We start from the raw sequence: 16,095 nt of genomic DNA on the forward strand, positions 1-16,095 counted from the left end.
AACAATCGTTCTAAATAAACAATTTTAATGATACCAACTTATTATTATTGCATTTTTAATAAAATCATAAAATTAAACAAATAAAAAAGAATGAGAAATTCACTCATTCTTTGATAGTTTATCCCTTAACTGCGTTAATTTATCAATTTGTCGATCATCAAACGTTAGTCGATTTCCAGTTAAATTACTGTTATAGTGTTTTGCTTCATTACGAATTTCTTTTTTAGTTCTTCTTACTGAAGCTAACAATTCTTGATCAGGAATTCTCAGTGCTCCAGCTGAAAAAATCGTCCACTGTTCCGCATGATCGCTAGTCGCAACTTCAACTTGTGTAAACAAAGATTGCTCCCGAGCTGCCAAAGCTTCAATGTAAGTATCAGCCGTTTCATTTTTATTCGTCCAAACAACTTGAATATTTTTTACTTGTTTAGATTTAGCTAAGCCCGGAACATACATTGCATCAAAAACCACAATAATTTCTTTACCACTATATTTTTGATATTCCGAAAGTTCACTAATCAATTCATCTCGAGCTTCTGGTAACTTATTATCAAGCTTTAACCGATTAAGATGTTCCCAATTCCCGATCACGTTATAAGCATCAACAATTAAAAGCTCTGTTTTCGCTAGTTTAGCCATAATTATAATGGATGCCTGGAATTAAAGCCCTGATACATCAATAATCCAGCTGCCACTGAGGCATTTAAGCTTTGAATGTTTCCAATCATTGGAATTGTTAACATTTCATCCACTTGTTTTTTCAACAAAGGTGAGATTCCCTTCCCTTCACTTCCAATAATTAAAGCAGACGCGCCCTTGGCATCCCAACGACGGTAATCTGTTCCTTGCATATCCGTACCAAAAACCCATACTCCACGACTTTTTAAATCATTGACCGTGTTTACCAAGTTGGTAACCTTAGCAACGGGAACGCGTTCAATGGCACCGGCAGAAGTTTTGGCAACGGTAGATGTTAATCCCACTGAACGATGTTTGGGAATAATAATTCCATGAACTCCAGCAGCGTCGGCCGTTCTTAAAATTGATCCTAAATTATGCGGATCAGCAATATTATCTAGAATCACAAAGAATGGGGTTTCGTTCTTTTGAGCTGCATTATCAAACAAATCATCAATAGTTGCATATTTAAATGCAGCAATAGCTAACATGACTCCTTGATGATTTTGGTGATCTGACATTAAGTCTAATTTTGACTTAGGAACATTTGAAATCACTAAATGTCGTCCCTTAGCCAAATTAATGATGGTTTTAACCGTTTCATCATCTTTGCTAATTCCATTTTGTAGAAAAACCTTATTGATATCTTGTTCTTGATTTCTTAAAGCCGCCACCGCTGGATGCCGACCAATAATAAAGTCTTCATTATTTTTCATAAACTACCCTCCCAGCTTCAACCTGTTCAATACACCATTGAGCAAGTTGGCTTAATCGTTCTTCTTGTCCACTCAATGATAAAAAGCCAAATAAGGCCTCAAATCCTGTGGAAACCCGATAAGTTACTACACTCGTATTTTTGGCATGGGTGTAGCTTTTTGCATTACGTCCGCGTTTAAAAAAATATTGTTCTTCCTCCGTCAAGTAATCATCGGCTTCCATTAGAGTAATTAAACCAGCTTGTGCTTTAGCAGAAACATATTTAGTGGCTTTTCTTTGTAATTGATTGGGACGGGTTACTCCTTGATCAATCAAATGACGTCGTATAAATACTTCATAGACTGCATCACCTAAATAGGCCAAGGCCACACCATTTAGTTGTTTAAATTCAATGTTTTTATCAGGTTCACTCATTAATTACTATTTTCCCTTCTGAATCGCGTTCCATGAGGTGTATCTTCAAGCACAATTCCTTGCGCTTTTAGTTCATCACGAATTTCATCACTTCGTTGGAAATTATGATTTTCCCGAGCTTGATTTCTTTCAGCAATTAAATGCTCAACTTCTTCATCATTAAAGGTACTGGCCTGCAACTTAATTCCAAAAATTGAAGCTAATTGTTGTAGGCGGTTCATGATTAACTCAATCGTCTTTTTAAAAACAAAAGGCCGCTCTGCATAAACATTTCCTAGTTTGGCAATTTCATAAACATTTGCAATCCCATTTTGGACGTTAAAATCATTATCCATGGCATCTTGAAAATCTGCTTGAAGTTGACGAATTTCTTGATCAATTTTAGGATCACTATCATCTTCAGCATCTTTTAGACGATATTCCAAGTTAGTGTAAGCCGTTTGTAATTTCTTTAAATTAGCTGCCGCTTCGTCCAAGCCTGCTTGGCTAAAGCGAATAGGTCGTCGGTATTGGGTCGTTGACATCATAAACCGTAAAACTTGAGGGTCAATTTTTTTTATTAAATCGTGAACCGTCACAAAATTACCTAAGGACTTGCTCATTTTTTCATCATCGTCCCCAACCGTTACAAATCCATTATGCAACCAATAATTAACGAACCGTTTTCCTGTTTTTGCTTCACTTTGTGCCCGTTCATTTTCGTGATGAGGGAATTCTAAATCAATTCCCCCACCATGAATATCAAAAGTATCACCCAAATATTTGGTTGACATTACAGAACACTCAATATGCCATCCTGGACGACCTTGCCCCCAAGGAGAATCCCAAGAAATTTCATCATCTTTAGCCTTTTTCCACAATGCAAAATCAATTGGATCTTCCTTTTTAGCCAGTTCATCCGCTGAAACATGCTGACTAGCACCATTTTCAAGTGTATCTAAATCTTCATGTCCAAGTTCGCCATACGTTTTAAATTTACGTGCACGATAATAAACATCACCATCAACACTGTAAGCATAACCTTGGTCAATCAAACTTTGTACAAAATCAATAATTTCAGGAATATTTTCCGTTGCGCGAGGGTTTAAAGTAGCTGGCTCAACATTTAAGGCCTTCGTATCTGAAAAATAAGCTTTAATAAACTTATCTGCCACTTCAGGGACCGTAATTCCGTCCTCTTTTGCAGCTTTAATCATCTTATCATCAACGTCAGTAAAATTAGAAACGTAGTTCACATCATAGCCAAGGTACTCTAAATACCTTCTAATGGTATCAAAAGCAACAATGCTACGAGCATTACCAATATGGATATAGTTATAGACGGTCGGTCCACAGACATACATATTCACTTTCCCTGCCTGAAGGGGCTCGAAAACTTCCATTTCATTATTTAATGAATTATATACTTTTAATCCCATAACTACCTCCTACGTTTTTCATTTAATGATATCATATCGTGACTACTTTTTCCCAAAACAAAAGGCCTAGTATGCAACTAGACCAATCATTTTAAAAATATTTTAATTATTTGCCAATTTGATCAAGCGTTTGCTGTAAATGCTTTAAAGTTTTTTCGCGGCCAATCAATTCAATTGATTCTGGAAGTTCTGGACCTTCCATTTCGTGCGTAACCGCAATTCGAATTGGCATCCATAACTGACGACCTTTAATTTTTGTTTCTTTTTGAACGGCTTTGATTGTTTTCAAAATTTCAACCTTATCAAAAATTGGTAATTTTTTAATTTTTTCAGCAAAAGCCTTTAAAACTACTGGCGCCGTTTCGTTATCAATTTCTGCTAATGCATCGCCTTTGATTAATTCAGGATCTTCAAAGAAAACATTAGCCATTTCATTAATTTGAGCCATGTAACTCATTTGAGGACGGTAAACATCAATTAATTTACGTGCCCATTCAATGGTTAAAGCATCTGGATTTTCTGGCAAATTGCCGCCTTTAATTAATTGACGTAAAGCTAAGTCAACGATGGTATCTTCATCAGAGTTTTTAACGTATTGGTTATTAATCCATTCCAATTTTTTACTATCAAACGTAGCTGGTGATTTACTTAACCGCGATTCATCATACATCTTAATTAATTGACGTTGGTTAAAAATTTCATCTTCGCCAACTGGTGACCAGCCTAATAACACGATGAAATTAAATAAAGCATCAGGTAAGTAACCTAGTTCATGATATTGTTCGATAAATTGAAGCACCGTTTCATCACGTTTACTTAATTTTTTACCAGTGTCAGCACTGATAATCAAACTCATATGTCCGAATTTTGGTGCTTGCCAACCAAATGCTTCGTAAATCATTAATTGCTTAGGAGTATTGGCTACGTGATCATCACCACGGAAAACGTGACTAATTTGCATGTTATGATCATCCGCTACTACAGCAAAGTTATAAGTAGGCATTCCATTTCGTTTAACAATTACGAAATCTCCACCAATACTATCTGAATTAAAGGAAACATGACCTTTAACCAGGTCATCCCATTCATAAGTATGATCCTTAGGTACTCGGAATCGAATAACGGGTTTTAATCCTTTAGCTTCGGCAGCAGCAATCGCAGCTTTGCGTTCAGCTTCAGTCATCCCAGCAAATTCATACTCATAATGGGGCATTACGCCACGCGCTTTTTGTTCTTCACGTTCAGCTTCTAATTCAGCTTCAGTTTTATATGAGTAATAAGCTTTATCTTCGTCCAATAGTTGTTGAATCAATGGATCATAAATAGCTTGGCGTTGTGATTGACGATAAGGACCAAAATCTCCACCAACATCAGGACCTTCATCCCAATCAAGACCTAACCATCTAAGGTTATCCAATTGGCTTTTTTCTCCATCAATGACGTTTCGTTTTGTATCAGTATCTTCAATTCGAATGATAAATTTGCCCTTGTAATGACGAGCAAAAAGATAGTTAAAAATTGCAGTTCTGGCGTTACCAATATGCAAATGTCCAGTAGGACTGGGTGCATATCGAACACGAATTTTATTATTTGCCAATTAAATCTCTCTTTTCTATATCTTAGTCTAATTTTAATTTTACAATTATCTTCTTTAAAAATAAAGCTGTGACCATTATTTCTTTAAAGCAATTTTTAAAGCTTCCCGAATGGTAGTCACGCCAATGATTTCAATTTCTGTATCAAGTTGCACCCCATCTAAATTGTGTTTTGGAACAATCACACGAGAAAAGCCCAACTTAGCAGCTTCTCGAATTCGTTGTTCAATCCGGTCAACCCGGCGAATTTCACCAGTTAAGCCTAATTCTCCAATATAACATTCCTTGGGATCAGTACTAACATCTTCATAACTAGAAGCAATACTAATTGCCATTGCCAAATCAATAGCCGGTTCAGCTAACTTAACTCCTCCAGCAGCTTTCAAATAGGCATCTTGATTTTGTAACATTAATCCCGCTCGTTTTTCTAAAACAGCCATAATTAAAGAAACACGATTGCGATCAACTCCGGTAGCCGTTCGTTGTGCATTACCAAAAACCGATGGAGTTATTAAAGCTTGTAATTCTACCAAAATCGGACGTGTTCCTTCCATTGCCACCACAATCGCAGAACCAGTTGCATTATGGAGCCGTTCCTCTAAGAAAATTTCAGAAGGATTAGCAACTTCTTTCAGTCCACTATCTACCATTTCAAAAATTCCTAATTCGTTGGTTGAACCAAAACGATTCTTTACAGCTCTTAGTAAACGATAAGCATGATGTTTATCGCCTTCAAAATACAAGACGGTATCTACCATATGCTCCAATGTTTTAGGGCCTGCAATCGCTCCACCTTTCGTTACGTGTCCAACTACAAAAATGGTAATATTATTAGTTTTAGCGATATTCATTAAGTCAGCCGTGACGCCTCGAACCTGTGAAACAGAACCTACTGCTGAAGAAATCTCACCTTCTTGCATCGTTTGGACTGAATCAATAATAACAACATCTGGTTTAAGGTTAGCAATTGCCTCGCGAATCGCCGTCATATCTGTCTCTGGAAAAACATATAAGTTTTCTAGATTTTGAACCCCTAACCGGTCAGCACGCATTTTAACCTGATCTGCGCTTTCTTCCCCAGTAACATATAAAACTCGTTTGCCATAGTGACTTAGCTGACCCGAAACCTGTAATAATAAAGTTGATTTTCCAATACCTGGATCACCACCAATTAAAACTAAAGAACCGGGTACCACACCCCCACCTAAAACGCGATTTAATTCATGAGATTCAATTTGATAACGCGGTGCATCATGGGCGTCCACGTCATCAATTAAAGTTGGCTTAGACTTTTTCCCCTCAAACGAAACTCGTGTCACATTGACGGTCTTAGTATCATTTTTGGTAACTGTTTCTTCTTCAAAGGTATTCCATTCGCCACAATTAGGACAACGACCTAAGTAAGTGGGTGAAACGTACCCACAGTTAGAACAAACAAAACGAGTTGATGCTTTTGCCATTAAATGTCCTCCTTATTTTCCCGATGAACCAAATCCACCATTCCTAGTTGCTTTGGGTCCTTGGTCATCATCAGCTAATAAAAATGGCATGAAAATTCCCTGTCCAATTCGTTCACCCTTTTTAATGTGACGATCTGTAAGCCCAAAATTCGTCATTTGCACAAAAATTTCGCCTTCATTATTTTCGTTATCATAATAATCAGCATCAATTACACCAATTCCATTAGGGATAATCATACCCCGTTTAAGTGGATTACTAGAACGATTAGCAATAATTAAAACTTCATTTTCTTGCATGTAAGCTTTAATCCCCGTTGGAATTAAGTATGGTTTTAGGACTTTACGAGCCGTTTCGGCATCTGTTTCTGCTAAATCTTTTTTCGTTAAAATTATTTTAAGTGCTCTTAAAAAACCTAATTTCCAAATTGATGGTAAAATCATGTCAACTGAACTAGCAAAATCATACCCAGCTGCATTTTTAGTAGCACGTTTGGGTAATTTTAGTCCTTCATTTTGATTTTTTGAAACCACTTTGAATCCTCTCTTCATTTTTAAAACTCCTAACTTTTAAATAATTGGATACTACCATTCTAACAGTATTTACGGCCTATTTACATACTTGACAAAACAATAAAATCCATGGAAAATAGCCTTTAGAATTAAACAATACGAATGTTCAATTGAGGGGAATATTGATGGATAGCGAAGCCGTAAAAAAACAAAAAGCCCAAGTTGGTCGTGAAGCAGTCAACTTCATAAAGGATGGAATGATTGTTGGAATTGGTAGTGGATCCACAATGTGGTACCTCGTGGAGGCACTTGGAAAACGAGTACAAGCTGGCTTAAATATTATTGGAGTGCCTACCTCTAAATATACCAGAGAACACGCTGAAAGATTAGGCATTACTATGAAAAACGTTGATGAAGTTGATCACATCGATCTAACAATTGATGGTGCCGATCAAATTGACGAACATTACCAAGGAATTAAAGGCGGCGGTGCTTCCCATTTAATGGAAAAAATTGTGGCCGTTAATTCCCGTAAAAATATGTGGATTGTTGATGAAACTAAAATGGTGAAAACTTTAAATTATCCCGTTCCACTTGAAGTAATTCCCTATGGAAGTAAACAGCTTGAAAAGCGACTTGCTAAAATGGGACTTAATCCTAAGTTACGCTTAGATGAAAATCTACAGCCAATTACGACCGATTCAAAGAACTACATCATTGATTTGTTTTTAGACCACATTGATAATCCTAAGGCACTTGCCGCAACGCTAGATTCCATTACTGGAATTGTTGAACATGGCTTTTTTCTGGATATTGCCAATACAATTATTGTGCAATATCCAGATGGTCCAAAAATCATTAATGCTCGCTAAAATATTAAATTACGATATAATAAAGCCAAACAATTATTTGGGAGGCTTTTTTATTATGGACAAACCAATTGAACCAAAAAGCATTAAACGTTACGCTAACAATTTGAATGAAGTAACGGATGCAAACGTAGTCCGTCGTGCAGTGACACATAATGGAATTTTAAAATCAGCAGCTGACTACGAAGCCACTGCTGCGATGGACCCAGTTTTTTCGGTTGACGTTTCTAGTCAACATGTTGCTAATCAAAAACAAAGTGGTAGGTGTTGGGTGTTTGCAGCCCTAAATACGATGCGGACTCAAGTGGAAAACAACTTCAATGTACCCAAAGATTTTGAATTATCACAAACCTTTACTTTCTTTTGGGATAAATTCGAAAAAGCAAACTACTTTCTAAATAACATAATTAATACCGCTGACCAACCACTTGATTCGCGAAAAGTTAACTTCTTGTTGGCCACTCCCCAACAAGATGGAGGTCAATGGGACATGCTTTGTGCCCTAATTGAAAAATACGGAATTGTGCCAAAGTCTGCAATGCCAGAAACTTACAACAGTAACATGTCGTCAGAAATTAATGCTGCTTTAAACACTCAATTACGCCATGATGCGATCATCTTACGTAAATTAGTTAACGACGGTCAAAGTGAAGAAATTATCAACGCCAAACGCGACGATATGATGAATGAAGTTTACCGAATGTTAGTCTTTGCCTTTGGTAAGCCAGTAGAAATCTTTAACTTTGAATATCGTGATGCTGACAAAAATTATCACATTGACGAAAACTTAACTCCCAAGGACTTTTTCAACAAGTACATTAATTTAGACCTTGAAAATTACATTTCTATCATTAACTCCCCAACTGCTGACAAGCCATTTAACAAGACTTACACTGTTGAAATGCTTGGTAATGTAGTCGGTGGGCGTGCTATCAAACACTTCAACCTTCCCATTGAAAGATTAAAGGCATTAACCATTAAACAGCTTCAAGCTGGTGAAACGGTTTGGTTTGGGAGTGATGTTTCCATGGATAGTGATCGAAAAGCCGGTATTTTGGATACTGATTTATATCATGTTGATGATTTAATGCATACTAACAATTCTCTTACCAAAGCTCAACGCCTTGATTATGGAGAAAGTGTAATGAATCATGCAATGGTTATTACTGGAGTCGATCTTGTTAACGGTCAACCTACCAAATGGAAAGTCGAAAATAGTTGGGGTGACAAAGTTGGAGAAAAGGGTTACTTTGTCATGAGTGACGATTGGTTTAGCGAGTTCGTTTATCAAGTCGTCATTAACAAAAAATACCTTACCCCTGAAGAACGCGAACAACAAACTGAAGAACCAAAAGAATTAGCTCCATGGGATCCAATGGGTACCCTTGCTTAATTAAATACGAAAATCAGGCCCTGATGACATTTTAAACGTTATCGGGGTCTTTTTTATTAATAGTAAAAAAGGACTAAATTCTAACTGAATTCAATCCTTTTTCTCCTAATATTTAATTTTCTAGGCCCTCACGGCGATTCCGAATTCTAACTAACCAGTAAATTAATCCAACTACAATTCCCAAAAATACCAATACACATAGGATAAAAATCCATGGAATTGAATGTGTAATTTTAGCATTTAGTACCACCGCATCTAATACGGAAACGGTAAAGTCTTTTTCTAAGAACCAAGTTCCACCTTTACTACCTAGTTGTGGATCGGTACTTTTAATTTTAACTTTCATCGTGTAAGCGCCAGGTGTAATTCGTGGCGTCAACCAAGGAATTTCAAATTTAAATTGATTATTAGGACCAATTTGACCATTAGTTTGACTACCTTGTGCAACTACATCGTTAGTCCCTTTCTTTACAACACTAGCCTTATAATTCATTTGATTTAATAAATCTGGATGATTATTAGAAATCATCGCATCAACCGTATTATGTCGATACCAAGTATCTGGCTTTACTTTTTTCATCGAAAGGTTAGGTGAAGATGTCCCCTTATTAATCATAATGGCAACCGGATATGCGGCTCTTTTAGACTGGTGTCCATCAGCTGTTTGAGCTAGAAGATAGATGCCTCCTAAAACGGTTCCCTTAAATTTTTTAAAGGTTGCATTATCGGGTGTCTGAACGTGAAAGTGTAAATCTCGACTTTCTCCTGGTTTTAAAGTTACATTGTTTTCCTTAGCACCGATTGCTGTTACTAACTGCTTAAAATCAAATGGATTTTTGACAAGTTTTCCTTTTCCATCATAGACTACTTTTGCATTTTTAGAGGTTGTGGCCTGATTAATTTCCGTTGTAAAATGCACAACTTTATCTACACTAGGATTAGTAACTTTAATGACTAAATCTTGATTAATCTGATCATTATTTCCAAGTTGAAAATTAAAAAAGTTACTACTTTTATTCTGAAACTTAATGTCTTTAGTCTGAGGTTCGACTTTCAACGGAACCTCTTGATTGACTACTTCTGCATTACAATTAAATTGGAAAGTGATTAATGCTCCCATAAAACTAAGTAAAAGTAATAAAGGAATCATTACTTTTTTTAAGTTATTAGACATATTCTTCTCCATTCACTATTTATTGTTACTTAATTGTCTCTTTATTTAAAATTTTCAATTCATCATCTAAAGTATAAATGATTGGCTCAGCATTTCCGACTTCTACCCCATCAATACCAAAATCATCAATATTTTCCAAATACTTAATTAAAGCACGTAATGAGCTTCCGTGGGCAACCACCAACTGATTTTTCCCATCCATCAAACGCGGAGCAATTTCATCCAACCAATATGGTACTAATCGTTCATAAGCCATTTTCAAACTTTCAGCTGGAGGCTCTGTAATTCCAGCAGCCTGATACCGACGTAACACGGGAACTTGTTCTAACTTAGGTGGTACTGATGCAAAGCTTCTTCGCCATTGCATAAATTGTTTGTCACCCACTTCAGCACGAACCGCCTTTTTATTTTTGCCCCGTAAAGCTCCATAATGACGTTCATTCAATCTCCAGGTCTTGTGTTGCGGAATCCAAAGTTGATTCATTTCTGATAAAACAATATTTTCTGATGTAATTGCCCGCTTTAAATAAGAAGTATGCGCATCATCAAATTGAATTTGTAACTCATTTAGTTTTCGACCAGCCTCACGAGCAGATTTTCTGCCTGCTTCGGTCAAGGGTACATCACTCCAGCCGGTAAAAGTGTGATTATAATTTGCCACACTCTCACCATGTCGCATTAGAACTAATTTACTCATATAATCGACCTCGCTGACTCTTTTAGCATTCCTATGTATTGTAGCATATTTAGCTGATTGTTTTAATTATTCATTTTCCTATAATCAAAAAGACAACGTTTTTCTCAACTTAATAAGACAGTTGTTTAGCATTAGGCTATAATAAGTATAAGCTGATTTTACATTAAAAGGACCTACCCTATCATGACAGAAAACGAAAATAATAATAATTTTAACCATAATCGCCGCTCTGGAAAAAACCATTTCATCAATGATCCAAATAAGATTATTCATCAACAATCGCAAAGTAAATCTACCTCAGAAGTCAAAAAATCTCAGATTTCACAAGGGTCAGCTGATACAGAATACCATCCAATTGCTTGGACAGTTCTAGTAATTCTCTTAGTCATCATGATTATTGGTTTAGCATTCGGGTATCTTCAGTATCAAAAAGCTCGGGACACCTTTGGAAATACTTACATGGCCAGCCATAGTTCACGTAATGTTTCTAATATCCTAAAAGAACGAAAACCCTTTTCAATTCTTTTAATGGGCACTGATACAGGTGCTCTTGGTCGAAAGGATAAGGGTCGAACTGATTCAATGATTGTTGCAACAGTTAATCCCAAAACCAATACAACTAAATTTATTAGTATTCCCCGTGATACTAAGGTAGTGGTTCCTGGCGATCGGATGCCTTATGAAAAAATTAACGCGGCCTATACCATTGGTGGACCTGACTCAGCGACAGCGGTTGCTAGTAAATTACTTAATATTCCAATTGATTTTTATGGTGTGATTAACATGGGAGGTATTAAAAAAATGGTCAATGCTGTTGGTGGAGTTTCTATTACTCCTAACCTAACCTTTGACTATGAAGGAATTAGCGTTAAAAAAGGCAAGACCGAGCATATGAATGGTCAAACAGCCCTCCAATACACTAGAATGCGGTATCAAGATCCATTAGGTGATTATGGAAGACAAATTCGGCAGCGCCAAGTCTTAGAACAGATTCTTAGAAATGGATTAAAGGTTTCTTCAGTAACAAAATATAGCGACATTTTAAAATCACTAAAGGGTAATATTTTAACTAACTTAACCTTTGACGATATGATGACTGCCGCAGCTACTTATCGGGGAGCTACTAAAAACATTCAAGAAGGTGCATTACAATGTGATAATGCTACCGTTGACGGAGTTAGTTACCAGGTTGCACCTAATGCGGAACTTTTAAACGTTTCTAATGACCTTCGACAATCATTAGGATTAAAAAAAGCTCCTACACTCACTAAATATCAAAAGCACACTAACTCAAATAGTGAAGCTGATTCTGAAGATAGTATTTTCAATGATAAAGTGACAGCTAACAATAATGATGAAATAGAAAACTAAATAAGCTAAAATCCTATCTGTAACATTAGATGGGATTTCTTTATAAAATACGTAAAAAAAGCAATTCTCAAATGAGAATTGCTTTTTAACTGTTATTTAGTGCGGCCAAGAAGATTCGAACTTCCACCGGGAAAACTCCCGACAAGATCCTTAATCTTGCGCGTCTGCCAATTCCGCCATGGCCGCATATTTAACAGTATTTAGTATATCAACAAATGAACCAAAACGCAATATAAATTTTAATTTGAAGTAATCGGTAACAACTGCAATTTTCCATGACACCTACTACAAACATAGCGATTTAAATCAATTCGTCTTTGGCGATAATACGTTTGTTGACATTTACTACATTGATATTCATATTTGTAAGTTCGTTCCACCCGTGGCGCATATCGACTACCACCAACCTGTTGCAATAAACGCTTAAACTCGACAGTATTATGTTTACCCGAATGCCCAGTTAAATGAAGATGATAATGCACTAATTCATGTTTAATAATCCCATTCAAAGTTTCTGGATTAAAAGCCATTTTCGGATTAATATCAATGTTATGGTCTTTTAAATGATACCGTCCTCCCGTCGTTTTTAAACGTCGATTAAAATAAGCTCGATGTAAAAACGGCCGATTAAAATAAGTTTGAGAAAGTTTTTCCACTAAAGTTTGTAATTCTTGATCAGTCATATTTACTCCTAGTCAATTTTTTTATAACCAAAGATAAATACGTGTTTAGTTGAAATCTTATTCTGGTTCAATCATTGATAATTGAATTCGTTTTCGATCAACATCAACTGCTAGGACCCACACATCTACAATATCACCAACCGAAACAACCGTAGCTGGATCTTTAATGAATTTATAACTCATATGTGAAATGTGAACTAGGCCATCCTGTTTTACGCCCACATCGACAAAGGCCCCGAAGTCAATAACGTTACGGACAGTTCCCTGTAACTTCATTCCTGGTTGCAAATCATCAATTTTCATCACGTCTGATTTCAATAAAGGAGCTGGCATTTGATCACGTAAATCTCGTCCTGGATTTTTAAGTCCATTAATTAAGTCAATCACAAATTGTTCATCAAGTGCAAATTGGCCAGCTAGCGCTTTAATATTTGCATTCTCTAACTTTTGAACAGCCACTTCACTTCCCAAATCATTAACCGTAAGTTGCATAGTTTGTAAAATATCTTTCGCAATCGAATAACTTTCAGGATGAATATCAGTGTTATCTAATGGATTATTTCCACCAATGATGCGTAAGAAACCAACTGATTGTTCATAAGCCTTGGGTCCCAAACGTTTAACTTTTTTAAGTTGGTTACGATTTGTAAAACTCCCGTTGGCTTCCCGATAATTCACGATATTTTGTGAAATTGTAGCTGATAACCCAGAAATATGTTCCAGTAATTCTGGACTGGCCGTATTTAAATTAACCCCTACTTGGTTAACGGCAGTTTCTACAACTCGGTTAAGTTGCTGGTCTAAATGAGTTTCTGAAACATCATGTTGGTATTGACCCACTCCGACTGCTTTTGGATCAATTTTTATTAATTCTGCTAAGGGATCTTGTAGACGTCGTCCGATGCTAATGGCAGACCGTTCTTCAACATGAAGATTGGGAAACTCTTTCCGAGCATTATCACTAGCAGAATAAACGGAAGCACCTGATTCATTCACAATTACATAGTGAACTGGGAAATCAACCGCTTTAAGAGCATTCGCAACAAACAACTCTGATTCACGTGAAGCTGTCCCATTTCCAATTGCCACCACTTCAACGTGATATTGATTAATTAAATCAATAAATTGTTGTTTGGCCTGATCAATCTTCGTCTCACTAGCAGGTTTCGTAGCAAAAATAATTTGTTTATGCAGAAATTTGCCATTTTCATCCATAATGGCCAGCTTACAACCCGTTCGATAAGCAGGATCAAAGCCTAAAGTAACTTTCCCCTTAATCGGAGCCTGCATCAAAAGGTGGTAAAGATTTTTACCAAAAACTTCAATGGCATGTGCTTCAGCGTTTTCCGTTAACTTAGCCTGAACTTCCCGCGTAATTGCAGGACGAATTGACTTACGATAAGCTTCCTTAATAGCATCTGCCACAAATTCAACCACTGGCCCTGTATGCCTGCCAATTACGGTAAAATTTAAATATTTAAGAATCACATCTTCGTTAACGTCAATTTTAACTTGTAGTATTTTTTGCTTTTTCCCCCGGTTAATTGCTAACACTCGAAAGGAAGGAATCGTTTTAATTGTTTCAGAAAAGTCATAATAATTAGCATAAACTTGATTTTCATCGAGTTCTTCTGCCTTACTTTTTAGTTTAGTTACTAACAAACCATTTTTTTCAGTATAGTTCCGAATCCACTCTCGAAAAATTGCAACATCCGCAACCGATTGACTAATTATATCAGCCACCCCACTCAAGACTTCAGTAACATCATTTAGACCAACTGCTGGATTAACGTAACTTTCAGCTAACTGTTTGGGACTTTGATTAGGAAACTTCATCATTTGGTTAGCTAGGGGCGTCAATCCTTGTTCATCTGCTAGCGTTGCTTTAGTCTTTCGTTTTTGTTTAAACGGAAGATATAAATCTTCAACCACTTGAATATCATTTGCTGCCTTAATTTGAGCTTGTAATTGATCTGTTAATTTTCCCTGTTCCGTAATTTTGTTAATCACATCTGTTTTACGATTACTTAACTTTAATAAGCGTTGATAAGCATCTTGAATGTTTCGGATTTGGACTTCATCAAGACTACCTGTTCTTTCTTTTCGATAACGGGCAATAAAAGGAACAGTATTGCCCTCATCTAGTAACGATAGGGTCGTTTCAATTTGGTGTGGATTAACCTCTACAAGCTTCTGACTAACTTGTTTAATAATTTCTGATTCCATTATTCCTCCAATATAAAAACTCCGTTACAAAACGAAGTTTTTAATTTCTTATTTCCAAAATGAATCATAGACTGTGATTGGTGAATGACGTTTATGTTTCGTTTTTTGATACCAGTTTTCAATGGTAGTAGCTGCTTGTTCGCTAATATTTTGCCCTTCTAAGAAATCGTCAATCTCTTTGTAGCTAACTCCTAAAGCAGCTTCATCTGGTAAAGCTGGACGACCATCTTCTAAATCAGCAGTCGGAGTTTTTTCATATAATTTTTTAGGAGCATCTAAGGCTTCTAACATCAACCGTCCTTGACGTTTATCAAGCCGCCAAAGTGGAGTGAGGTCCGCAGCGCCATCACCAAACTTTGTATAAAAACCAGTTACTGCTTCAGCAGCATGATCAGTTCCTAATACAATTCCTTGATATGCTCCTGCAATTGCAAATTGTGCAATCATCCGTTCTCGCGCTTTAATGTTTCCCTTATTAAAGTCTGAAATTTGAGTGCCATTAGCTTCAACTGCACTTACCATAGCATCAGTTGCTGCTTTAATGTTAACTCGTGCTACTTGGTCAGCTTGAATAAATTGAATGGCAGCCATCGCATCTGATTCATCAGCTTGTTCCCCATAAGGTAAGCGAACTGCAATGAATTGATACTTTGAATTTCCAGTTTCTTGGCGAAGCTCTGACATGGCCATTTCACCTAATTTACCAGCTAAAGTTGAATCTTGCCCGCCAGAAATACCTAACACAGCCGTTTCTAAAAAAGTATTTTTTTGAAAATAAGCTTTGATAAAATCAACACTACGCCGAATTTCAGTGTGGGGGTCAATTTGAGGTTGAACCTTTAAAGCTTCAATAATTTCTTTTTGAATTTGTTTTTGTTTTTCGTTCATAA

At 36.5% G+C, this 16,095-nt stretch carries 15 protein-coding genes and 1 tRNA gene; 3 read left to right on the top strand and 13 right to left on the bottom strand.

Features of this window, described 5'->3' with window-relative positions:
- Positions 1-99: 99 nt before the first annotated feature.
- From AC0GLY_RS05080 to AC0GLY_RS05110, 7 genes are all read right to left on the bottom strand, one after another.
- On the bottom strand, positions 100-639 hold the full coding sequence (locus AC0GLY_RS05080; RefSeq protein ID WP_496611108.1) for an NYN domain-containing protein: 540 nt from the start codon (positions 637-639) through the stop codon (positions 100-102).
- 2 nt (positions 640-641) lie between these two features.
- A complete protein-coding gene (rlmB, locus tag AC0GLY_RS05085; protein ID WP_496611109.1) occupies positions 642-1,394 on the bottom strand; it encodes a 23S rRNA (guanosine(2251)-2'-O)-methyltransferase RlmB in 753 nt (250 codons plus the stop codon).
- A complete protein-coding gene (locus AC0GLY_RS05090) occupies positions 1,384-1,809 on the bottom strand; it encodes a Mini-ribonuclease 3 (RefSeq protein ID WP_496611110.1) in 426 nt (141 codons plus the stop codon). The genes rlmB and AC0GLY_RS05090 overlap by 11 nt, the downstream gene beginning before the upstream one ends.
- Positions 1,809-3,227 carry a cysteine--tRNA ligase gene (gene cysS / locus AC0GLY_RS05095; protein WP_496611111.1) on the bottom strand — a complete coding sequence of 473 codons (1,419 nt, stop codon included), beginning with the start codon at positions 3,225-3,227 and terminating at the stop codon, positions 1,809-1,811. Before cysS ends, AC0GLY_RS05090 begins: the two co-directional genes overlap by 1 nt.
- Positions 3,228-3,333: 106 nt before the next feature.
- Complete coding sequence (gene gltX, locus AC0GLY_RS05100) at positions 3,334-4,824, bottom strand: glutamate--tRNA ligase (protein ID WP_496611112.1); 1,491 nt, start codon at positions 4,822-4,824, stop codon at positions 3,334-3,336.
- Positions 4,825-4,899: 75 nt separating this feature from the next.
- On the bottom strand, positions 4,900-6,282 hold the full coding sequence (gene radA / locus AC0GLY_RS05105; RefSeq protein WP_496611113.1) for a DNA repair protein RadA: 1,383 nt from the start codon (positions 6,280-6,282) through the stop codon (positions 4,900-4,902).
- 12 nt (positions 6,283-6,294) lie between these two features.
- Positions 6,295-6,831 (bottom strand): dCTP deaminase/dUTPase family protein, encoded by a 537-nt coding sequence (locus tag AC0GLY_RS05110; protein WP_496611114.1) that lies wholly within the window; start codon positions 6,829-6,831, stop codon positions 6,295-6,297.
- 146 nt (positions 6,832-6,977) lie between these two features.
- Here AC0GLY_RS05110 and rpiA point away from each other — a divergent pair, with 146 nt between their 5' ends.
- Both rpiA and AC0GLY_RS05120 read left to right on the top strand, forming a co-directional pair.
- A complete protein-coding gene (gene rpiA, locus AC0GLY_RS05115) occupies positions 6,978-7,664 on the top strand; it encodes a ribose-5-phosphate isomerase RpiA (protein WP_496611115.1) in 687 nt (228 codons plus the stop codon).
- Positions 7,665-7,719: 55 nt separating this feature from the next.
- Positions 7,720-9,054 carry a C1 family peptidase gene (locus tag AC0GLY_RS05120; protein ID WP_496611116.1) on the top strand — a complete coding sequence of 445 codons (1,335 nt, stop codon included), beginning with the start codon at positions 7,720-7,722 and terminating at the stop codon, positions 9,052-9,054.
- 112 nt (positions 9,055-9,166) lie between these two features.
- Here AC0GLY_RS05120 and AC0GLY_RS05125 read toward each other — a convergent pair whose 3' ends face one another.
- Positions 9,167-10,228: a WxL protein host-binding domain-containing protein gene (locus tag AC0GLY_RS05125; RefSeq protein WP_496611117.1), complete on the bottom strand. Its 1,062-nt coding sequence runs from the start codon at positions 10,226-10,228 to the stop codon at positions 9,167-9,169.
- A 25-nt stretch (positions 10,229-10,253) separates the two neighbouring features.
- Positions 10,254-10,925, bottom strand: coding sequence for a 2,3-bisphosphoglycerate-dependent phosphoglycerate mutase (locus AC0GLY_RS05130; RefSeq protein WP_496611118.1), 672 nt, complete (start codon positions 10,923-10,925; stop codon positions 10,254-10,256).
- A gap of 183 nt (positions 10,926-11,108) precedes the next feature.
- On the opposite strand from AC0GLY_RS05130, the gene AC0GLY_RS05135 reads away from it, so the two are divergent.
- Positions 11,109-12,296 carry an LCP family glycopolymer transferase gene (locus AC0GLY_RS05135; RefSeq protein ID WP_496611119.1) on the top strand — a complete coding sequence of 396 codons (1,188 nt, stop codon included), beginning with the start codon at positions 11,109-11,111 and terminating at the stop codon, positions 12,294-12,296.
- A gap of 100 nt (positions 12,297-12,396) precedes the next feature.
- On the opposite strand, the gene AC0GLY_RS05140 is transcribed toward AC0GLY_RS05135, so the two are convergent.
- The 4 genes from AC0GLY_RS05140 to nadE all read right to left on the bottom strand — a co-directional run bounded on the left by AC0GLY_RS05140 (position 12,397) and on the right by nadE (position 16,093).
- Positions 12,397-12,482: transfer RNA gene (locus AC0GLY_RS05140), tRNA-Leu, on the bottom strand.
- Between the two features lie 53 nt (positions 12,483-12,535).
- A complete protein-coding gene (locus AC0GLY_RS05145; protein WP_496611120.1) occupies positions 12,536-12,979 on the bottom strand; it encodes a SprT family protein in 444 nt (147 codons plus the stop codon).
- A gap of 57 nt (positions 12,980-13,036) precedes the next feature.
- Entirely contained in the window at positions 13,037-15,205 is a 2,169-nt protein-coding gene (locus AC0GLY_RS05150) for a Tex family protein (protein WP_496611121.1), read from the bottom strand.
- 48 nt (positions 15,206-15,253) lie between these two features.
- On the bottom strand, positions 15,254-16,093 hold the full coding sequence (gene nadE, locus AC0GLY_RS05155) for an NAD(+) synthase (RefSeq protein ID WP_496611122.1): 840 nt from the start codon (positions 16,091-16,093) through the stop codon (positions 15,254-15,256).
- Positions 16,094-16,095 lie beyond the last annotated feature (2 nt).

Source organism: Fructilactobacillus sp. YLN 2507 (genome assembly GCF_059614085.1).

Excerpts from the sequence above, each read along its gene's own strand:
- AC0GLY_RS05080 (WP_496611108.1), bottom strand. The coding sequence starts at position 639 with ATGGCTAAACTAGCGAAAACAGAGCTTTTAATTGTTGATGCTTATAAC.
- rlmB (WP_496611109.1), bottom strand. The coding sequence starts at position 1,394 with ATGAAAAATAATGAAGACTTTATTATTGGTCGGCATCCAGCGGTGGCG.
- AC0GLY_RS05090 (WP_496611110.1), bottom strand. The coding sequence starts at position 1,809 with ATGAGTGAACCTGATAAAAACATTGAATTTAAACAACTAAATGGTGTG.
- cysS (WP_496611111.1), bottom strand. The coding sequence starts at position 3,227 with ATGGGATTAAAAGTATATAATTCATTAAATAATGAAATGGAAGTTTTC.
- radA (WP_496611113.1), bottom strand. The coding sequence starts at position 6,282 with ATGGCAAAAGCATCAACTCGTTTTGTTTGTTCTAACTGTGGGTACGTT.
- AC0GLY_RS05110 (WP_496611114.1), bottom strand. The coding sequence starts at position 6,831 with ATGAAGAGAGGATTCAAAGTGGTTTCAAAAAATCAAAATGAAGGACTA.
- rpiA (WP_496611115.1), top strand. The coding sequence starts at position 6,978 with ATGGATAGCGAAGCCGTAAAAAAACAAAAAGCCCAAGTTGGTCGTGAA.
- AC0GLY_RS05120 (WP_496611116.1), top strand. The coding sequence starts at position 7,720 with ATGGACAAACCAATTGAACCAAAAAGCATTAAACGTTACGCTAACAAT.
- AC0GLY_RS05125 (WP_496611117.1), bottom strand. The coding sequence starts at position 10,228 with ATGTCTAATAACTTAAAAAAAGTAATGATTCCTTTATTACTTTTACTT.
- AC0GLY_RS05130 (WP_496611118.1), bottom strand. The coding sequence starts at position 10,925 with ATGAGTAAATTAGTTCTAATGCGACATGGTGAGAGTGTGGCAAATTAT.
- AC0GLY_RS05135 (WP_496611119.1), top strand. The coding sequence starts at position 11,109 with ATGACAGAAAACGAAAATAATAATAATTTTAACCATAATCGCCGCTCT.
- AC0GLY_RS05145 (WP_496611120.1), bottom strand. The coding sequence starts at position 12,979 with ATGACTGATCAAGAATTACAAACTTTAGTGGAAAAACTTTCTCAAACT.
- AC0GLY_RS05150 (WP_496611121.1), bottom strand. The coding sequence starts at position 15,205 with ATGGAATCAGAAATTATTAAACAAGTTAGTCAGAAGCTTGTAGAGGTT.
- nadE (WP_496611122.1), bottom strand. The coding sequence starts at position 16,093 with ATGAACGAAAAACAAAAACAAATTCAAAAAGAAATTATTGAAGCTTTA.